7 protein-coding genes are annotated in these 16,202 nt (G+C 64.5%); 1 reads left to right on the top strand and 6 read right to left on the bottom strand.

The genetic code is table 11. From position 1 onward, the window contains the following. The 6 genes from GF068_RS42405 to GF068_RS42380 form a co-directional block, all read right to left on the bottom strand. A partial coding sequence (locus GF068_RS42405; RefSeq protein WP_153825281.1) for a tyrosine-type recombinase/integrase occupies positions 1-1,273 on the bottom strand: 1,273 nt, incomplete at its 3' end. Further along, on the bottom strand, positions 1,270-1,539 hold the full coding sequence (locus GF068_RS42400; RefSeq protein ID WP_153825280.1) for a hypothetical protein: 270 nt from the start codon (positions 1,537-1,539) through the stop codon (positions 1,270-1,272). The genes GF068_RS42405 and GF068_RS42400, both read right to left, overlap by 4 nt. A gap of 64 nt (positions 1,540-1,603) precedes the next feature. Then, a complete protein-coding gene (locus tag GF068_RS42395) occupies positions 1,604-1,975 on the bottom strand; it encodes a hypothetical protein (protein WP_153825279.1) in 372 nt (123 codons plus the stop codon). Between the two features lie 645 nt (positions 1,976-2,620). Beyond that, entirely contained in the window at positions 2,621-3,715 is a 1,095-nt protein-coding gene (locus GF068_RS42390; protein WP_153825278.1) for a hypothetical protein, read from the bottom strand. Between the two features lie 107 nt (positions 3,716-3,822). Next, positions 3,823-5,064, bottom strand: a complete 1,242-nt coding sequence (locus tag GF068_RS42385; RefSeq protein ID WP_153825277.1) for a hypothetical protein — start codon at positions 5,062-5,064, stop codon at positions 3,823-3,825. A gap of 39 nt (positions 5,065-5,103) precedes the next feature. Next, positions 5,104-5,991, bottom strand: coding sequence for a sigma-70 family RNA polymerase sigma factor (locus tag GF068_RS42380; RefSeq protein ID WP_153825276.1), 888 nt, complete (start codon positions 5,989-5,991; stop codon positions 5,104-5,106). Between the two features lie 885 nt (positions 5,992-6,876). On the opposite strand from GF068_RS42380, the gene GF068_RS42375 reads away from it, so the two are divergent. Then, a complete protein-coding gene (locus GF068_RS42375; protein ID WP_170320027.1) occupies positions 6,877-16,197 on the top strand; it encodes a Tc toxin subunit A-related protein in 9,321 nt (3,106 codons plus the stop codon). Positions 16,198-16,202: the final 5 nt, after the last annotated feature.

The following is a 16,202-nucleotide window of genomic DNA, read 5'->3' as shown; positions in this document are numbered from 1 at the left end:
GTCTCAGCGACACTGAATAACCCGACGCGATGGCGCCCATCACGCGACACGCACGGAGTGCTGCACGCGCTGCGAGCGAGCGCGCGCACGGCACCGCAGGGGAGCTCGCGCGGGGACACAGGTGAGCATATCGCTCCGTCGCGTCTCGTGACATGTGACCGAGCTGCGCGCCGACTTGCTCGAGCGTCCACGGCTCGCCCCACCATCCAGCCACCAACGAAGACGCACATGTGTGACGCAGATCATGGAATCGGACAGCCCGTCCATCGTGGCGGTTCTCGGGCGCCAATCCCGCCCTCTCGAAGGCGTCGCGCATTCCGCGCGGGACCTTCCCCTTCTGTCTTCTCTCGCCGCGAATCGTCGGCCACAGCAACCCGTGTGGGTTCCTGCGACTCGCCAGCAGCGGCAACCACTTCGACAGGGCCCATCGAGCGAGTGGCAACAACGGGACCGTCAACGGCTTGCCGTTCTTCCGTGGTTTCCCAGCCGATCCGAACCGGAATGTGACCATTCCACGCGGCAAGTCGACATCACGGATCCGGATGTTCCAGAGCTCCCCTTGTCGTGCGCCTGTGCCGATGGCGAATGCAAACAAGCAACGGAGTTCGATGTCGATCGCGTCGCATTCGAGGAGTGCCCGTTGCTCCTCTGGAGTGAGATAGGTCCACGGCTCGTGAGTAACGCCGGCCGCCTTCGGTAGCCGCACCAGACGAGCTGGGTTCGAGGTCAGCAATTCAGCCTCGATCGCCGCTTCCAGCGCACACCGAAGTAGGTTCAGGATGTTCTGCGCCGTGTTTCGGCTGAGCTTCCCGCGTGCTGTCTTGTGTCCATTCCCTGGATGGGCCTCGGAGCGAATGATGCCCTTGACCCACTGGCGTACATCCCGAGCACGGATCGCGGAGATGGGCCAGTCGGCGAAGGGGGCCTCCTCGATCCACGTGCGCCAGCGGCTGCGATCGGTCCCAATGCTCCTGTAGCCGGCGATCTCGCGCTCATCGAGCCACCTACGCCCCCACGCGCGGAGCGTGCAAGCGCGTGAGTCGATGACGTCGCCCACGGCGATGGCATTGATCGCGGCATCGAGTAGCCTGCGAGCCTCATCGTACGTCGAGCAGGTTTCCAGGCGCTTGCCGGCCCCGGGAAGTCGCGGGCGGAACGTCCCATTGGGAAACCGCTCGATCGTCCCCGTGTTGTGCCTCCTCCGCGTCGGATGCGGCAGGTTGCCTATCGTCGTGGCCAAGGCCATGTCGTCGGCTCGACTCGGGGTGATCATCGTTTCCTCTTTCCGTCATCGCGCGGATGCATTCCAATCCTGCGTAGGCTTTCACTGGCGCGCCGATGATCGTCATCCGTGAGATCGGGTGCATCCACATAGCGAGCTTGCGGCTTCGCTCGTCTCGGGGTGACGCGCGCCGGAGGAGATGCTTCACCAGCCAGCAAGGATGCAATGGCATCGAAGTCTTCAGCCATGCCGCGCATGGCAGCTGCGATGCGGCGCAAGAGGGCGACCAGAGCAGCCTTTTCAGCGCAGGTCATCATGGTTGGGGCGGTGAACCAGTAGGTGTGCCAAGACCACGCTTGTTTCCGCTTCTCGCACTTCAGATCACAGCGGGATACGCAGTCGGACGCGCGGCGCGGCTCCGTCCTCGGTGGTCATCAGCGTGACGATCCCAGCCGTCTCCAATCGCGCGAGCGCGGGCGCGAGCGTCCCCGAGTACGACAGATCGGAGAGCCGATCTCGCAAACGGGCGACGGAGACGCATCCGTCGTTATCCGGCCGCATTCGCGACAGAGCGAAATGGACGATGCCCTCGGCATGCGCGTCGTCCCCGAGCTTCCGGAGAGCGATTGCGTAGTTCGCCACGTAAACCGCGGCGTCCTGGTACGGCCGCGCGGCGCGCAAGATGTCGAGGAGTACCTGCTCGCCGCGCTCGTCATGGGCCACGACGCCCATGGAGACCTGCGTGGCCCGCATGGACCGCGCGGGCGGGAGCGGGGGCAGGCGATCCGAAAGGCGACTTCTCCGGAATCGCTGGGCAAAGCTGCGGAATGCAGCCCCGAGCGCGGCTCTGGCCCGAAGCCACAGCGAGAGCGGGTCCACGATGGTGTCCCGAGGCGGCTCGGAATGCGCGACGGACACGCGCGTACCGCTCGCGGGGGGCAAGGCCGATCGGTCCATGACGGTGGTCGCGGCGTCGTCGTCATCCAAGTGCGGTGCGGCGCTCATCGTTTACCTCCAGGAAGTCACCGACCCGAGGCGGCTGCGTCGCGTGGAGCGTGCGCGTACGGGGAAACGCCGCGCGGCGCAGCCGCCTCGGATCGGCGACAAACGGCCCGCAGAAGGGGGCTATGGGGCAGCTCGCCCAGAGAACCATCCACCCATCGCCCCCTTACTGCGGGGCCGTTTTGCAGAGAATCCCGCCCGATGCCGAACGCGGCGCCTTTTCGTTTACGAGGCCAAGCGGACCACGTTCGGCTCGGGCAGGAGGGGACGATGCTCTGCGCCGCACGCCGCGGGCTCGCCGTAGGGGTCAACCACGCGAGGCCGCCGAGAGCGACGTGTCACATCGCCCCCTCACCTACGCTCTTGCCCGGATGCGGCGAACGGTAACCGGATTTTTTACTCGGCGAACTCAAACGGCGCGAGGCAGCAGAACGTGACGGCGTCGGTGGGATCTTCCGAGGCCGCGCCTGTGGGTTCCCCACCCGTCGCGAGGCAGAGGCCGGGCATGTAGGAGAGGTCCGTGATCGCCTTGCTCCCGAGCGCGCGGCCCGGCGGGAAGACGTTCGTGCACTGCACCTCGGTCGAGTAGATGGGGTCCTCGGAAAACTGCGACATGCACTCGCCGTCGTCGTAGAGCCGAAGCGAGGCGAGGCAGGCGCTTCCCACCGGGCTCCCACCGCACTCGCACGCCGTGCAGCCACGCGTGTCGACCGGCAGCTCCCCGTAGAGGTGGATGGGCTCGTACCGGTCGTAGTTACCGGGGCACCTGTCGTGCTTCCCCCTCAGCGCGACGCACTGGAGCCACGGGTACGGCAGATCGTACATGCATCGCCGCGTGGTCGGATCGCACGTGCCTTCGCGCTCTTTCGCCTCGCAAGCGAGGCCCATCCAGAGCCAGTCGGTCGTCTTCGTGAACGTGGACGGCTTCGTGATCGATGGGCACGTCTCGCCCGTTGGACCAGGGAGCGGCGAGGCGTAGACGGACTGCGCGCAAGGCTCGCCGCCACAATCAGCCCCCGCCGGCAGGGCGTTCGCGCTCGTGCACGAGCCGTCCCAGCCGGCGGGTCCTCCGAAAGGGAGCGCGGGCGCTCCGTTCTCCGCGCACGTGCCAGCGCGAACCTCGATCGTCTCGGGAAGCTTGGTGCACAAACCTTCGGAGGCCGGGCACGTGCACGGGTCACACGCCGCGGGTGGCGCGTCGAGGTAAGCGAAGCGTCGGTACTTCTCGAAGAACTCCACGTCGTCGCCGTAGCCGCCCAGCTTCCGCGCCTCCTCGCAGCTCGCGGGCGCGAGCTCACGCGGGCCTAGCCAGAGGAGCATCGGCGTGCGTGGCCAGTCTCCCGCTGACGCGCTGCTCGGCTCGGGGACGCAGCGGCCGAGACATGTGGCAGCTTCGGCTGCGTCGTCACTCGCGTCGCTGACCTCGGTGTCGGCGTCGCTCGCGTCGGTGCCGGCGTCGAGCAGGAGTTCGCGGCACTCTTCGGTCGGCAACGGCGCGTCCGGATCGCACTCGTGCCACGTAGAGAAGGGAGGCGCAGTGCAACCGCTGGAGAACGCAACGATGACCCAGACAACGAGAAGGGTTGCAGCTCGCATGATCAGAGCTCCCAGGTTCCAACGATCGATGTGGCGACCATCAACGGAGGAGTCTCGGAGATGACCCGCCCTTCAACGCCTACTCGCACGCCACTGGACAAACCTAACAAGTCCACCGCTCCCTGTAAAGCGAAGGAGCGCGCGAGGACAAACCGCGCTCCGAGGCGCGCGCCGATGCCCGGCATGACGCCCGTGTCGGATCGACTCTTGAACGAGTCGCCGGAGGACTGGACGGTGATCACCCCGAGATGCCCGATCGCGCACCCGAAGGCCCAGCGGTAGTGTCCGCACACGCTCGCGATCCCGCCCGCCGTCATCGCGCTGATCGGCTCTCCGCCCACCCCCGTCGTCAACCACGCCGCGCGCCCCTCGAGCCCGAACGACACGTACTCGTTCGGCCGATAGCTCCCTCCTGCCACGATCCCCACCGCCGGCATCCACGACGCCACCCCGAGCACGACGACCGGCCCACCTCCGATCGACCAACGCTTCTCTGCCGGCTTCTCCGCCGGCTTGGGGTCCTCGTACCCGAACGGATCCTCCTGCTTCGTGAACGTCGGCGCGTCGGAAGCTCGCGCGTGTCCAAGCTCCTTCAACGCCTCCGCCGGCGGCGAACGCTTCTCGCGCGTCAGGAGCCGCAGCTCGCCGTCGTCGAACATCGGACGCGGCTTCAACGTCAGCTCGATCCGGAGATCCTTCCGGGGGACCACGCGAAACATCCGCGCGTCGTCCGCGTGCCCATCCAGGCTCGCCCGCAGTTCGTGCTCTCCCGTGAGCACGAACATCGAGAATGCGGACAGCCCTGCCTTGTTCCTCGGATCCCCGTCCAGCGTGACCCGGGCGCCTGCGTGGGAGATCACGACATCCACCCAAGCGCCCCGTGCGCGCACGGCCTCGTACGCATTGAAGAACGCCTGCCGCTCCGCGTTCGTCGTGTTCGCACGCTTCAACGCATCGTGCAGAAGCTCCGCCGCCTGCGCCGGCCGATCACGCACCATCAGCACGCCCAGCCGCCCCTCGACGACCGGATCGCGCCGCACCTTCATCGCCGCCGCGTAGGACATCGCGGCCTCGGACAAACGTCCGGCCGCCCGCTCTCGATCGCCCTTCGCGACGAGCGCGGCGAACTCGCTCTCCCGCGTGGCCTCGTCGATCGCGTCGGGAGAAACCGTGTGCGAGTCCTGGGCCCACGCGGGCGACGCGGAGACGAAGACGAGCAGGATCGAGGCGAGACGCGCGCGCACGTCCTACGGATACGGCATCCGGCGTCGGGCGAGAAGCAGCTACGGCATGTCGACGAGAAGGTCCTCCGGGATGTCCACGTCTGCGTCGATGTGCGGCGACGGCGATGGGTTTGGCCGCGTGTCAGGCTCGGGCGTCGGTTCGTTCGTGGCGACGGCTTTCGGAGGCTCGATCGTGGGTTCGTCGAGGGCGGCGTCGCTCACGACCGAGAGCTTCGCGGCGCTCGCGTAGACGTCGCGTGCGACGCCGACGTACGCGGCCCTAGGCGCTTCTTCACGCGGAAACGGCAGTAGGAGCAGGGCCGCCATGATCACGCTCGCCACGTGCCCGAGCATCGGCGCGGCCCTCTGCACGAGGAGAGCAAGCGGCCCGCTCGGCACCATCGGGGGCACGACGCTGTAGTACGCGTCGCGGAAGTCGCGCATCTCTCTGCGGAGGTATAGGCGCACGCGGAGCGCGCGCATCTTCACCGCGTTCTTCGAGATCCTGAGCTCCTTGCGCGCTTCCTCGAGCGTGTACCCTTCGAGGTAGACGAGGAAAAACACCTCGAACAAGACGTCGGGCATCGCGTCGACCGCGGCGTAGAGGCGTTGCCGCGCCTCAGCGAGCTGCGCGTTCACCTCGGGCGAGGGGCCGGGGGCAAATGCTTCCACCGCGACGTCGGGCTCCGTCACGATCACCTTGCTGCGACGGCGCACCGTCCGCCGGTGGCGTCGGTAGACGTTGTTCGCGATGCCCATCGCCCAGCGTCGGAGCTCGCCCTCGGACCGGTACGTGTGGAGGCTGCGGACGCCGCGGATCAACGTGTTCTGCGCAAGATCATCGGCGTCGGCGCGCCCGCAGCGGAGACGCGCGAAGCGCTGGACGAGGTCCGGACGAAGGGCGAGGAGCTCGGTGAGAGGATCGGGTTGGTTCAGTTTCTTCCCCACACTCGCCTCTTGCCCGCACGTTGAAGAACGGTAACCAGAAATCGACACGCCAGGGCTCCGTCAAGCCCGCGACGTGTACGATGCAAGGACGAGCACGTTCACGACAACGCACGTAACCGACCACACGCGACATGCTGTACGAGGTGATGAAGTTAACTGGTGAGTCGCGATTGGGTCCTCCCTGATGTCGCATGGAATGCGTGGTGCAGGCGAAGCGCGCATTTAACGTCTTGACTTTCAACATTATCGCTCGACAACCATCGGCATAGGACAATTGTCGTCCTACGCTGCCGAGTATCGACCCCTGCAGCGAGAATCGCGCGCAAAACTGGCCGTTTCTAGCGTCGGCTGCATTCCGGCCAGGGCGACACGACGACCACACCGTACCCACATGTCCTCCAGAACCGTACGGGCCCGGATCATTTCCCTGGACGGAACCGCTATCGTCTGCGAATTACATCTTCCAAACAAATGCGGGCGCCCGCAGCTCGGGAGCCCGGTCGATGTGTGGCCGTGCATCGCCACAAGGTCGATACCACCTCGTAACGCGCGGAGCTATTTCTCGGCGCTGGTCAAGGGCGGGAGTGGTCCATTTTGCGAAAGGTGAGAGCATGAATACGCGGGGTGCAATTTCGCCCCGGGTTACGTATCGATAGGTCTACAAGAAGGCGCACGCATCGACACCACGAGGCATACCAATGGCAGGTTGTGTCTGCCTCGCGGAGTACGGTCATGCGGAAATGCCCACGTTTGCCACTTTGGGGCGACGAAAGGGCGTGGTGTGCCCATAGGGCGCCTTGCCCGCTGGTCTGTGCCTCGGGCTGGCATAGCTTTATTCGCCTCGGTGGGAGGCGACGTTACTTATCAAGGAGCGTGGTGAGGAGTATGAATGAGGAGTTCGAAATCGAGAACGCCACGGTGACCATCTACCGGCTCCAGGGCCGGATCTTCGACCTCGCTACGGGCTACGGCGTCGGCGACGTGTACGTCGAAGCGTGGGACCAGGATGGCCTCTGCCCGGATCTCGTGGGCACCGCGAAGACGGATGAGCGTGGGGACTTCATCATCACGCTGGACGAGGCCTATCTCGACACGCTCTTCGCGGATCGCAGGCCGGCACTGAAGTTCCGCCTCTTCGAGTCAGGCCTGATCACGCCTCCCCCCACGGTGACCTGGCAGCTCGCGCCGGGGCTCCAGCGCATCCATATCGGGATCGACGTCAACTCGGCGCGTACGACTGCGTCTCCTGCGAGCCTCGTCGTGCGAGGGACACTCACGGATGAGCAGGGCTCACCCCTCACGGAGAAGACGATCACTGTCTACAACGTCGTCCATTCCGATCTAATTACCCTCGCTACCACGACCACGGACGGCTTGGGGCGTTATCGGATTACGTACCGTTACGATGCTCCCAGCCTCGCCGGCCGCACTCATGCCAACGTCATAGTCGAAGCACCCGATGTGGACGCGCAGTCGGCGAGGCTCTGTCGCGCTCCTGCGACCGCGATCGTGCACCTCGTGAGGAAAAACGCCACCCTTCGCGGTCGCTCCGAGTTCCACCGAGTAAGCGAACACGTCGTATCCGTCGTAGGCCAAGCCGCGCTCTCGAGCTTGACGAGCGACGATATTTCGCTCGTGGCTTGTACGACGGGCGAAGATCGCGCTCTCATCGAGCTCCTGGTGACGGCGGCCCTGGTCGAGGATGATATCGACCTCAACTTCAACCCCGATGCCGATGTAGCGATCATCTATGCGCTCCTACGGCAAAATCTGCCTCAGACCCGCCGAGGGCTCCTGTCGCAACGCCTGGAGACCCTCCGGCGCGCCGTGGAGCAGTCCATGGCCACGAACATCATTCCCACCCTGGCGACGCTGGACATCGACGCCCTGATGGAGCTCTTCGAGGCCAAGATGGTGGATCTCGTGCTTGAAGCCAGGGAAGATGGCGGCAAGTCGTTCGACGAGGTGCTCGCCACGGCTGGGCTCGCCCTCGCGTCCCAGCAGGAATTCGTACGCGCGGTCATTCTGCACGAGGGACCGGCAGGCGACTTCTGGGGCAACCTATCCCAGGATACAGCGCTCTCCGGGGAGACCATCGATCGCCTCAAGCGGACCATGCAATTGGGGGCGCTCACACGATATCACGCGCCGCTCGTCGCGAGGCTTCATGCGATGTACGATGACCAGACGCTCACGAGCCCCCGTGATCTCGCCCGATACGATGAAGCCGGCTGGAAAGGCGTACTTGTTCCGGAGGATGGCCCGCCAATCTCCCCCCCGCCGGACACGCCCGGAGCGAACGAGATCCAGCGCATGGACAATTACGCCAAGATTCTCGAGCGCACGGTCGAGACGGCTTTCCCTACCGCAGTCATCGCGGACCGGGTGACCGACGAGGTGCCGGGGGCCGGTATCAACGTGTTTTTCGAGAACAACCCGGAATTCGAGTTCGGCGCGGTGCGCGTGTCGAGGTATCTCGCGCAAAGCGATCGGATGACGGGCGTAAGCAGTGTCGCCGCGGTTACCGAGCAGCTGAAGAAGCTCGAGCGGATCTTCCGCATCACGCCCCTCTGCCACGAGATCAAGCAGCTCTTGGATGCCGGTCTCCACTCGGCGCAGAGCATCTACCGCATGGGCAAGCGCCGGTTCGTTGCCAAATTCGGGCCGACGATGAGAACGGAGCGAGCCGAGGCAATCTTCGGCAGGGCTTGCTGGATCACATCCGCCGCCACCGCGCTCTTCGCTAAATTCGGCAGCAAATTCAACGGCCTGCAGCTCTTCTCCCTGCCGAACCTGACCGCCTCCGCGGCCAGCCCGCACGCCGATATCGCAGATTGGGCATCGCTCTTCGGCTCCCCGGATGGCTGCGCGTGCGAGCATTGTCGCTCCGTGTACGGTCCTGCCGCCTATCTCGTCGACCTTCTCGAGTATCTGGATCGGCAAGACTCCAATCTCTCGTATTCCAGTCCCGAGGTGGGGAAGTTCTCGGCGAGGGACGCCCTCATCGGCGATCTGAGCGTGCCCTCGGGGCTCAAAGGTCGAAGGCCGGACATCGCGCATCTCCTGCTCTCTTGCAAGAATACGAACACGACACTGCCCTACATCGATCTCGTCAACGAGATCCTCGAGGTCGTCGTTGCCAACCAGGTGGAGGAGCCCGATCTCCTCTGGCCAGCGAACATCACGAGCGAAGGGACGGCGCAGGAGCTCTTGGCCGAGCCCGAGATCATCCACCCGAACGCCCGCCTCGCGGCGTATGCCGAGCTCGCGGACGCCATTCATCCCTTCGAGCTGCCGTTCCACCTGTGGGGCGAAGAGGCACGCGTCTACCTCGAACATCTCGGCGTGCAGCGACACGAACTGCTTGAAACCTTCCTCGCGCCGGCCGACGAGATCGCGCGCGAGCGACTGCGCATGTCGAAGCGGGAGTGGGAGATCGTGACTGCACAGTCGTCGCCGACCCCGCCGACCACGGCGGCCTGCTGGGGCATGACGGGGTCGGAGTGGATCACCCATGACGAGCACGGGATCAAGCACGTCTCCGTATTCTTGCAGAAGGCCGGCATCTCGTTCGAGGAGTTGCGAGAGCTGTTCGCCACGAAATACGTGAATCCGATCACTCCGTCGACGGTAAAATTGAACCCCGAGGCGGGTTGCGACATCGACGCCAAATTGCTGGACGGGCTCGATGAAGAGGTGCTCGGCAGGATTCATCGCTTCCTGCGGCTGCGCAAGCGGCTCGGCTTCAGCATCACCGAGCTCGACTGGACAGTCTCCGCGTTCGGAGCGACGGACATCGACGCGGAGCTCGTGCGCCACGTGGCCGATCTCGTCGCATTGCGGAAGGAGCTCGATCTGCCTCTTCCTGTGCTGCTCTCGTTCTGGGGCGACATCGGGACGTATTCCACCGAATGGGGCACGTCGCTCTACGAGGCGACGTTCCTTACCAAGTCGGCGTTGGCCCAATCCGCTGCGTTCGCGGACGTGCCGAGCGGGCCCGTGGCGAGCCCGGTGATCGAACATGCGGCTGGGATCTGTGTTGCCCTGCGCATCAACATGCTCGAGTTCGGTCTGCTGGCCATTCCCGAGGTCGCCGAGCAGCAGATGGGCATCACGAGCCCGCTCGCCGTGGGCGAGCTTCTTTCGCTGGCCAACCTATCCCGGCTCCACCGTATCGTCGCGCTGGCCAGAGGGCTGCGGATCGGCATCCAGGACCTCCTGGTCCTTCTCTCGCTCTCGGGCCTCGAAGCGCTCACGATCGACCCCTTGCAGCCGGCCGTGCCGGCCACGACGCGGGCGGTCGTCGAGCTCGCGAGAAAGGTGCAGCGCTCGAAGCTCACGATCGCGGAATTGCATTATCTGGTACGGCACGCCGCGCCACCCGGGACGCAGGCGGGGCTCTCGGAAGAGAGGCTGAGCAAGCTGGCGTCCGAGATCGAGACAATCGCAGAAGATATTGTGGCCGATACCGCAGTCGTCGTGGACTCCGTCGGCGACATCACGCGTGCACGTCTCGAGGAGTTGCTCGAGGGCGCGACCGCTACCGAGCGCGCCACGCGCGCCGAGGCCATCGTCGCGGTGATCGAAGGCCGTTCGGCACTCGACAAGGAGCAGCAGCGAGGCCTCGTCGACGCCGAGCTCTTGGCATTCTTCGGCGCCGATAACATCGCAAACGCCATGGATAACCTCGTCGGACCCATGATCGTCCCGACGCCGCCTCCCGAGGAGTCCCCGGTCGGCCCTCCCGCGATCCCGGAGGTGGAGCAGCGGTTCGCGTATCTCCTCGCATTTCTGCAGAACCACGTGCGCAGGACGCAGACCAAGATCCAGGTCGAGCACAAGCTCACCTTCGAGATGAAGCTCGAGCCCGAAACGCTCGAACACCTGCTGACGCAGACGCTGAACTCGTTCGCATCGAGCGGAGCACGAGCGCTCTTCGATTTCATGCCGGGGATGCACGCGGCGCTCGGGTACGCGCCGCCCACGCCCGCGGACCCCGAGCAGCAGCACCCGGCAAAAGCGATCCGTCGGTTGCACAAGGCTGCGCTGGTCGTGACGCGGCTCGGGCTCGACGCTTCGGAGCTCGATTGGCTCTATCCGACAGATGAACTGCCGATTTGGCTGGACCTGAACAGGCTCCACCTCGTCGAGGGGAACGACGAGGCCGCCGATCGGCAGGCACGTTTCCGCGACCTGATGCGGCTCGTCGACCTCGTATCCTTCCTCGACACGCTGCCGCAGGGACACGTGGACCTGCACCCTCTTTTCGAAGCAGCTTCCGATGCTTCGGCCCCGGAGGATCTCGATTCCTTCTGCCAGATGCTCGCCGAGCGACTCGGCTGGGCGCCCGATCAGGTAAAACATCTCGCCGCGACCGCCTTCGGGTTCAAGGTCTACCCCGTCGCGGAATCGGACTTCCTCGATGAGAAGGCCATACTCTGCCTGCATCGCGCACTTCAGGTCCTCGCGCAGCTGGGAGCCTCGGCCGAGCAGGCGGTTCTCTGGGCCAGCGTGGACGCCCCGCTCCCGCCCGATGCCCAGAATGCCGCGGACATCGTGCTCGACATCAAGCGCGTGGCGCGGGCCAAGCACGACGACGCCGGCTGGAGCGAGGTCGCGCGCCCGCTGCGGGACATGTTGCGGACGAAGCAGCGCGACGCGCTGGTCCGGTATCTGGTCGCGAAGCGGAACCTTTCGGGGCCGAACGAGCTCTTCGACCAGCTGCTCATCGACGTCGAAATGAGCCCGTGCCAGCTCACGTCCCGCATCAAGCAGGCCATCAGCTCCGTCCAAACCTTCGTGCAGCGGGCGCTCCTCGGACTCGAGGAAAGCGTGCCGGAGCTCGGCGAAGAGGCCGCGCGCGAATGGGATTGGATGAAGAGCTACAGGATCTGGGAGGCGAACCGGAAGGTATTCCTCTACCCGGAGAACTGGATCGAGCCCGAGCTGCGCGACGACAAGACGCCGTTCTTCGAGACGCTGGAGAGTCGGCTACTGCAAGGAGAGGTCACCGCGGAGTCGGCCGAGTCGGCGTACCGGGAGTACCTCGGGAGCCTGCATGAGGTCAGCCGGCTCGAGGTGGCGGCGATATGCCACGAGCGCGAGGACGACGACGAACCCGTCGATATCGTGCACGTCATCGCTCGGACGTATTCGATGCCGCGCAAGTACTATTACCGGAGGTGGATCGATTCGAGCTACTGGACGCCCTGGGAGAAGGTCGATCTCGACATCCCGGGAGACCACCTCCTGGCCACCGTCTGGAATCGGCGCCTCCACCTGTTCTGGCCGATGTTCGAGCCGTACGCGACCGAGGACAACAAGAAGCGCCAGCGGGTCAACCTCGCATGGTCCCAGTACCAGAGCATTGGGTTTGGCCCCGTCGCGATGACGAAGGGTAGCGCCATCGTGATCGGTGACAGCGGCGACCTGAGCTGGATGTCGCTCGCGTCGGAGCACGAGAACGGCAAACTGCGGATCGATTGCCTGACCAGCATGTACGCGGTATTCTTGAAATTGAACGAAGACCCAATTCCGTGGGCACCGCATCAGTTTCCACTGCTGCCGCCAGTCGCGTATTACCGCAAATTCGGTCACTTCCTGCTCGACCCGTGCGTCGGGGCCATGGAAGCCGCCCCGTCGGTTCAGCCCGATTTCAATGGGTGGGGCCCGCAACACGCCATACCGGCGCGCATGCAGCTGATGGAAGTGGTGGATGACAAGAAGCCAGGAACTGACGATTTCTTTCGCATTCCGGCGCCCAAGGGCTTTCTACAATTGGCCGGTGGTACTCCTCCCATCACTTTGCTCCAGAAAACGCCCGGGCAGTTCTCCGTGCTCATGGACCGGGCCTACGAGAACGTGGTGCTCGACAACAAAGCGCGCGACGTGCTCGTGTACTCAGACAGCACACGTACGTTCTTCATGGATACCCGTTACCAGACGACGGTCACATGGAGGGACATCCTGCAGGCCTTCCCGAACGCCCCGGCGCCCGTGGGACGGGATGCTGCGCATGAGCTCGATCCGATTATCACCGAATGGGCCAACGAGCCCAAGCTCGACCTTGGCGTGAATACTACGGTCCAAGGCTTCTACCGCTTCCACACGTTTTACCACCCCTACGTGTGCGAATTCGTGCGGCAACTCGAGCGACACGGGATCGACGGGCTGCTGCGGTGGGACATGCACGGGTCGACGCCCCTCCAGCTCGAATGGGTGAGCATCCATGACAAGTACCAGCCAACGCAACACGTAGGACAACCATTCCCAATCGAGGACGTCGACTTCTCCTTCGGGGGCGCCTATTCGCTGTACAACTGGGAGCTCTTCTTCCACGCGCCATTCCTCGTCGCCACGCGCCTCTCCAGGAACGGCCGGTTCGAAGAGGCGGATCGCTGGTTCCGCTACATCTTCGATCCGACGGGTGGAGTACCGGGAAGTGGGCCGGAGCGCTTCTGGAACGTCCGCCCCTTCCGCGAGAACCTCGATCTTGCCTCGATTCAGGCGCAGCTCGAGCAGCTCGCCGCGGAGAACCCGAACGCCAAGCTACTCGCGGAGCTCTTCGGCGTGTCTTCCGATTCGAGCGCCACGCAGGACATGACCGCGCAGATTGACCGCTGGAGGGAGAATCCCTTCAATCCGCACCTCATCGCGCGTATGCGGCCGCTCGCCTACCAGAAGTCGGTCGTGATGAAGTACGTCGAGAACCTCCTTTCGTGGGGCGACAGCCTCTTCCGGCGCGATACGATGGAGTCGATCAACGAGGCCACGCAGCTCTACATCCTCGCGTCGCGGATCCTCGGCGACCGACCGCGCCTCGTGAAGACTCAGGGCGTACCGCCCAAGTCCTACGCCGAGCTCGAGCCCAACGTCGATGCGTTCTCGAATGCGCTGGTCGAGCTCGAACCGCTCATCCAAGTACCGCCGGATCCGAACCTGCGATGCGCGCGCAGCGAGCCGGTGCCGGTGCTTCGGACGCTCTACTTCTGCGTGCCGCCGAACGATGAAATGCTGGCGCTTTGGGATACCGTCGAGGATCGCCTGTTCAAGATCCGGCATTGCATGAACATCGACGGCACGGTACGGCAGCTCGCGCTCTTCGAGCCCCCGATCGATCCGGGGTTGCTCGTGAAGGCCGCTGCGGCCGGGCTGGATTTCGGCGAGCTGCTCTCCGAGGTCAATGCCCCGATCCCCATCTATCGTTTCTCGGTGCTCCAGCCCAAGGCAGTCGAGTTCGCGAGCAGCGTGATCTCCCTGGGCGCGTCGCTCCTCACAGCGCTCGAGAAGCGCGACGGGGAGGCACTCTCACTGCTGCGACAGACGCAGGAGATCGAGATGCTGGAGAGCGTGCGCGAGGTGCGCAAGCGTCAGGTCGATGAGGCCAGGGAGTCGCTCGAAGCCATCCGGCGCTCAAAGGCTATCGTCGAGGAACGGTGGACGTTCTATCGAGATATCAAGAAGGAGATCGAACAGGAAGAGACCCAACGTGAGCGCGCCGAGCAGGCCAAATGGGTCAATGTGGCCGCGGAAGCGACCCAGCTCCTCGCCTCGGTCATCAACCTGGTCCCACAATTCCACATCGGAATGACCGGGCTCATTCCGACCTTCAAGGCCGAACAGGGCGGTCGCTCCGTCGCAGAGGCGGTGAGCGCCGTTGGGAGGGCAGCTTCGGCGGTCGCATCGTACCTGAGCGCGGAATCTGCGCTCGCAGGGATCGCGGCGAGCAACGAGCGCCGCTGGGCCGAATGGAAGCTGCAAGAGCGCCTTGCGCAGAAGGAGCTCGAGCAAATCGACCGTCAGATTCTTGCCGCAGAGGTTCGTCTGGACATTGCCAAGAAGGAATTCGCGAATCACGAGCTATCTGCAAAAAACGCGAAGGAGGTCGAGGATTACCTCAAGACCAAGTACACGAGCGAAGAGCTTTACGACTGGATGGTCTCGCAGGTTGAAAGCGTGTACTTCCAGGCCTACAAGCTCGCGTACGAGCTCGCAAAGCGGGCCGAGAGGGCGTTCCAATTCGAGCTCGCTCAGCCGGGTGCGAGTTATATCACATTCGGCTACTGGGACAGCGTGAAGAAGGGACTGCTTGCTGGTGAGAGGCTCCAGCTTGCGCTCCGGCGCATGGAGGCCGCGTACCTCGAGCAGAACAAGCGCGAGTACGAGATCACGAAGCACATCTCGCTCGCCGAGATCGATCCGCAGGCGCTTCTGAGACTGCGGGAAACGACTAAATGCGAGATCAAGCTTCCCGAAGCGCTCTTCGATCAGGACTGGCCGGGGCATTACCTGCGCCGGATCAAGTCTGTGAGCATGACGGTACCGGTCGTGAATGGGCCGTACGCGAGCGTCAACTGCAAGCTCACGTTGCTGAAGAGTAGCGTGCGGATGAAGAGCGGCGGAGATGGCTACGCGCGTGACGACCAGCCTGGGCAGCCGGATGCTCGCTTCCTCGAGCATTACGGCGCCGTTCAATCGATCGTTACGAGCAGTGGCCAGAGCGACGCGGGGCTCTTCGAGCTGGTATTCCGTGACGAACGTTATCTGCCCTTCGAGGGGAGCGGCGCCGAGAGCACGTGGCGAATCGAGCTCGACGGGAAGACCAACCGGTTCGACCCCACGGCGGTTCACGACGTGGTCCTTCACGTGCGCTACACGGCGCGGGACGGCGGGGAGTTGCTCAAGACTGGTGCGCTCGACGCGCTCGGGGCTCTGAATCCGTCGGATGCGGGCCCGACCGGCTTCCGCCTCTTCAGCGCGAAGACGGACTTCCCCGACGCATGGCACGTGTTTCTCACGGGGGAGGGCGAGCCGGCGACCCATACCCTCTCGTTGCCGCTTGCGCTGCGGCATTTCCAGCCGCTCGTCGGGAGTCGCCAGCTCGAGATCAAGAAGGTACACCTTTTCGCCAAACGGTCCGACGGCACGGACGGCTCGGTGACGGTCGCTCTCGACGCGGCGGGTGACTCGCTCACGGGCATCGAATTGATCGCAGGGGAGTATGGAAAGCTCCTCGTTGCCAGCATCGACGATGTCGCACCCGAACCGCCGCCCGAGCCCGAGCCCAAGACGTACCTCGACGCGCCGATCCCGATTCTGGTGGAGACGTCGACCGAATTCGCGCCGTGGACGCTGTCCGTCGGCAACGCGACGCCCGGCGAACTCGAAGATCTCTGGATCGTCTGCGAGTACCAGAAGCAGCAATAGATTCG

Origin of the sequence: Polyangium spumosum (assembly GCF_009649845.1) — a bacterium.
In the GTDB taxonomy this organism is placed as follows: Bacteria; Myxococcota_A; Polyangia; order Polyangiales; family Polyangiaceae; genus Polyangium; species Polyangium spumosum.
The sequence above is the reverse complement of the archived record's forward strand: the minus strand, read 5'-3'. Positions and strand labels throughout refer to the sequence as shown.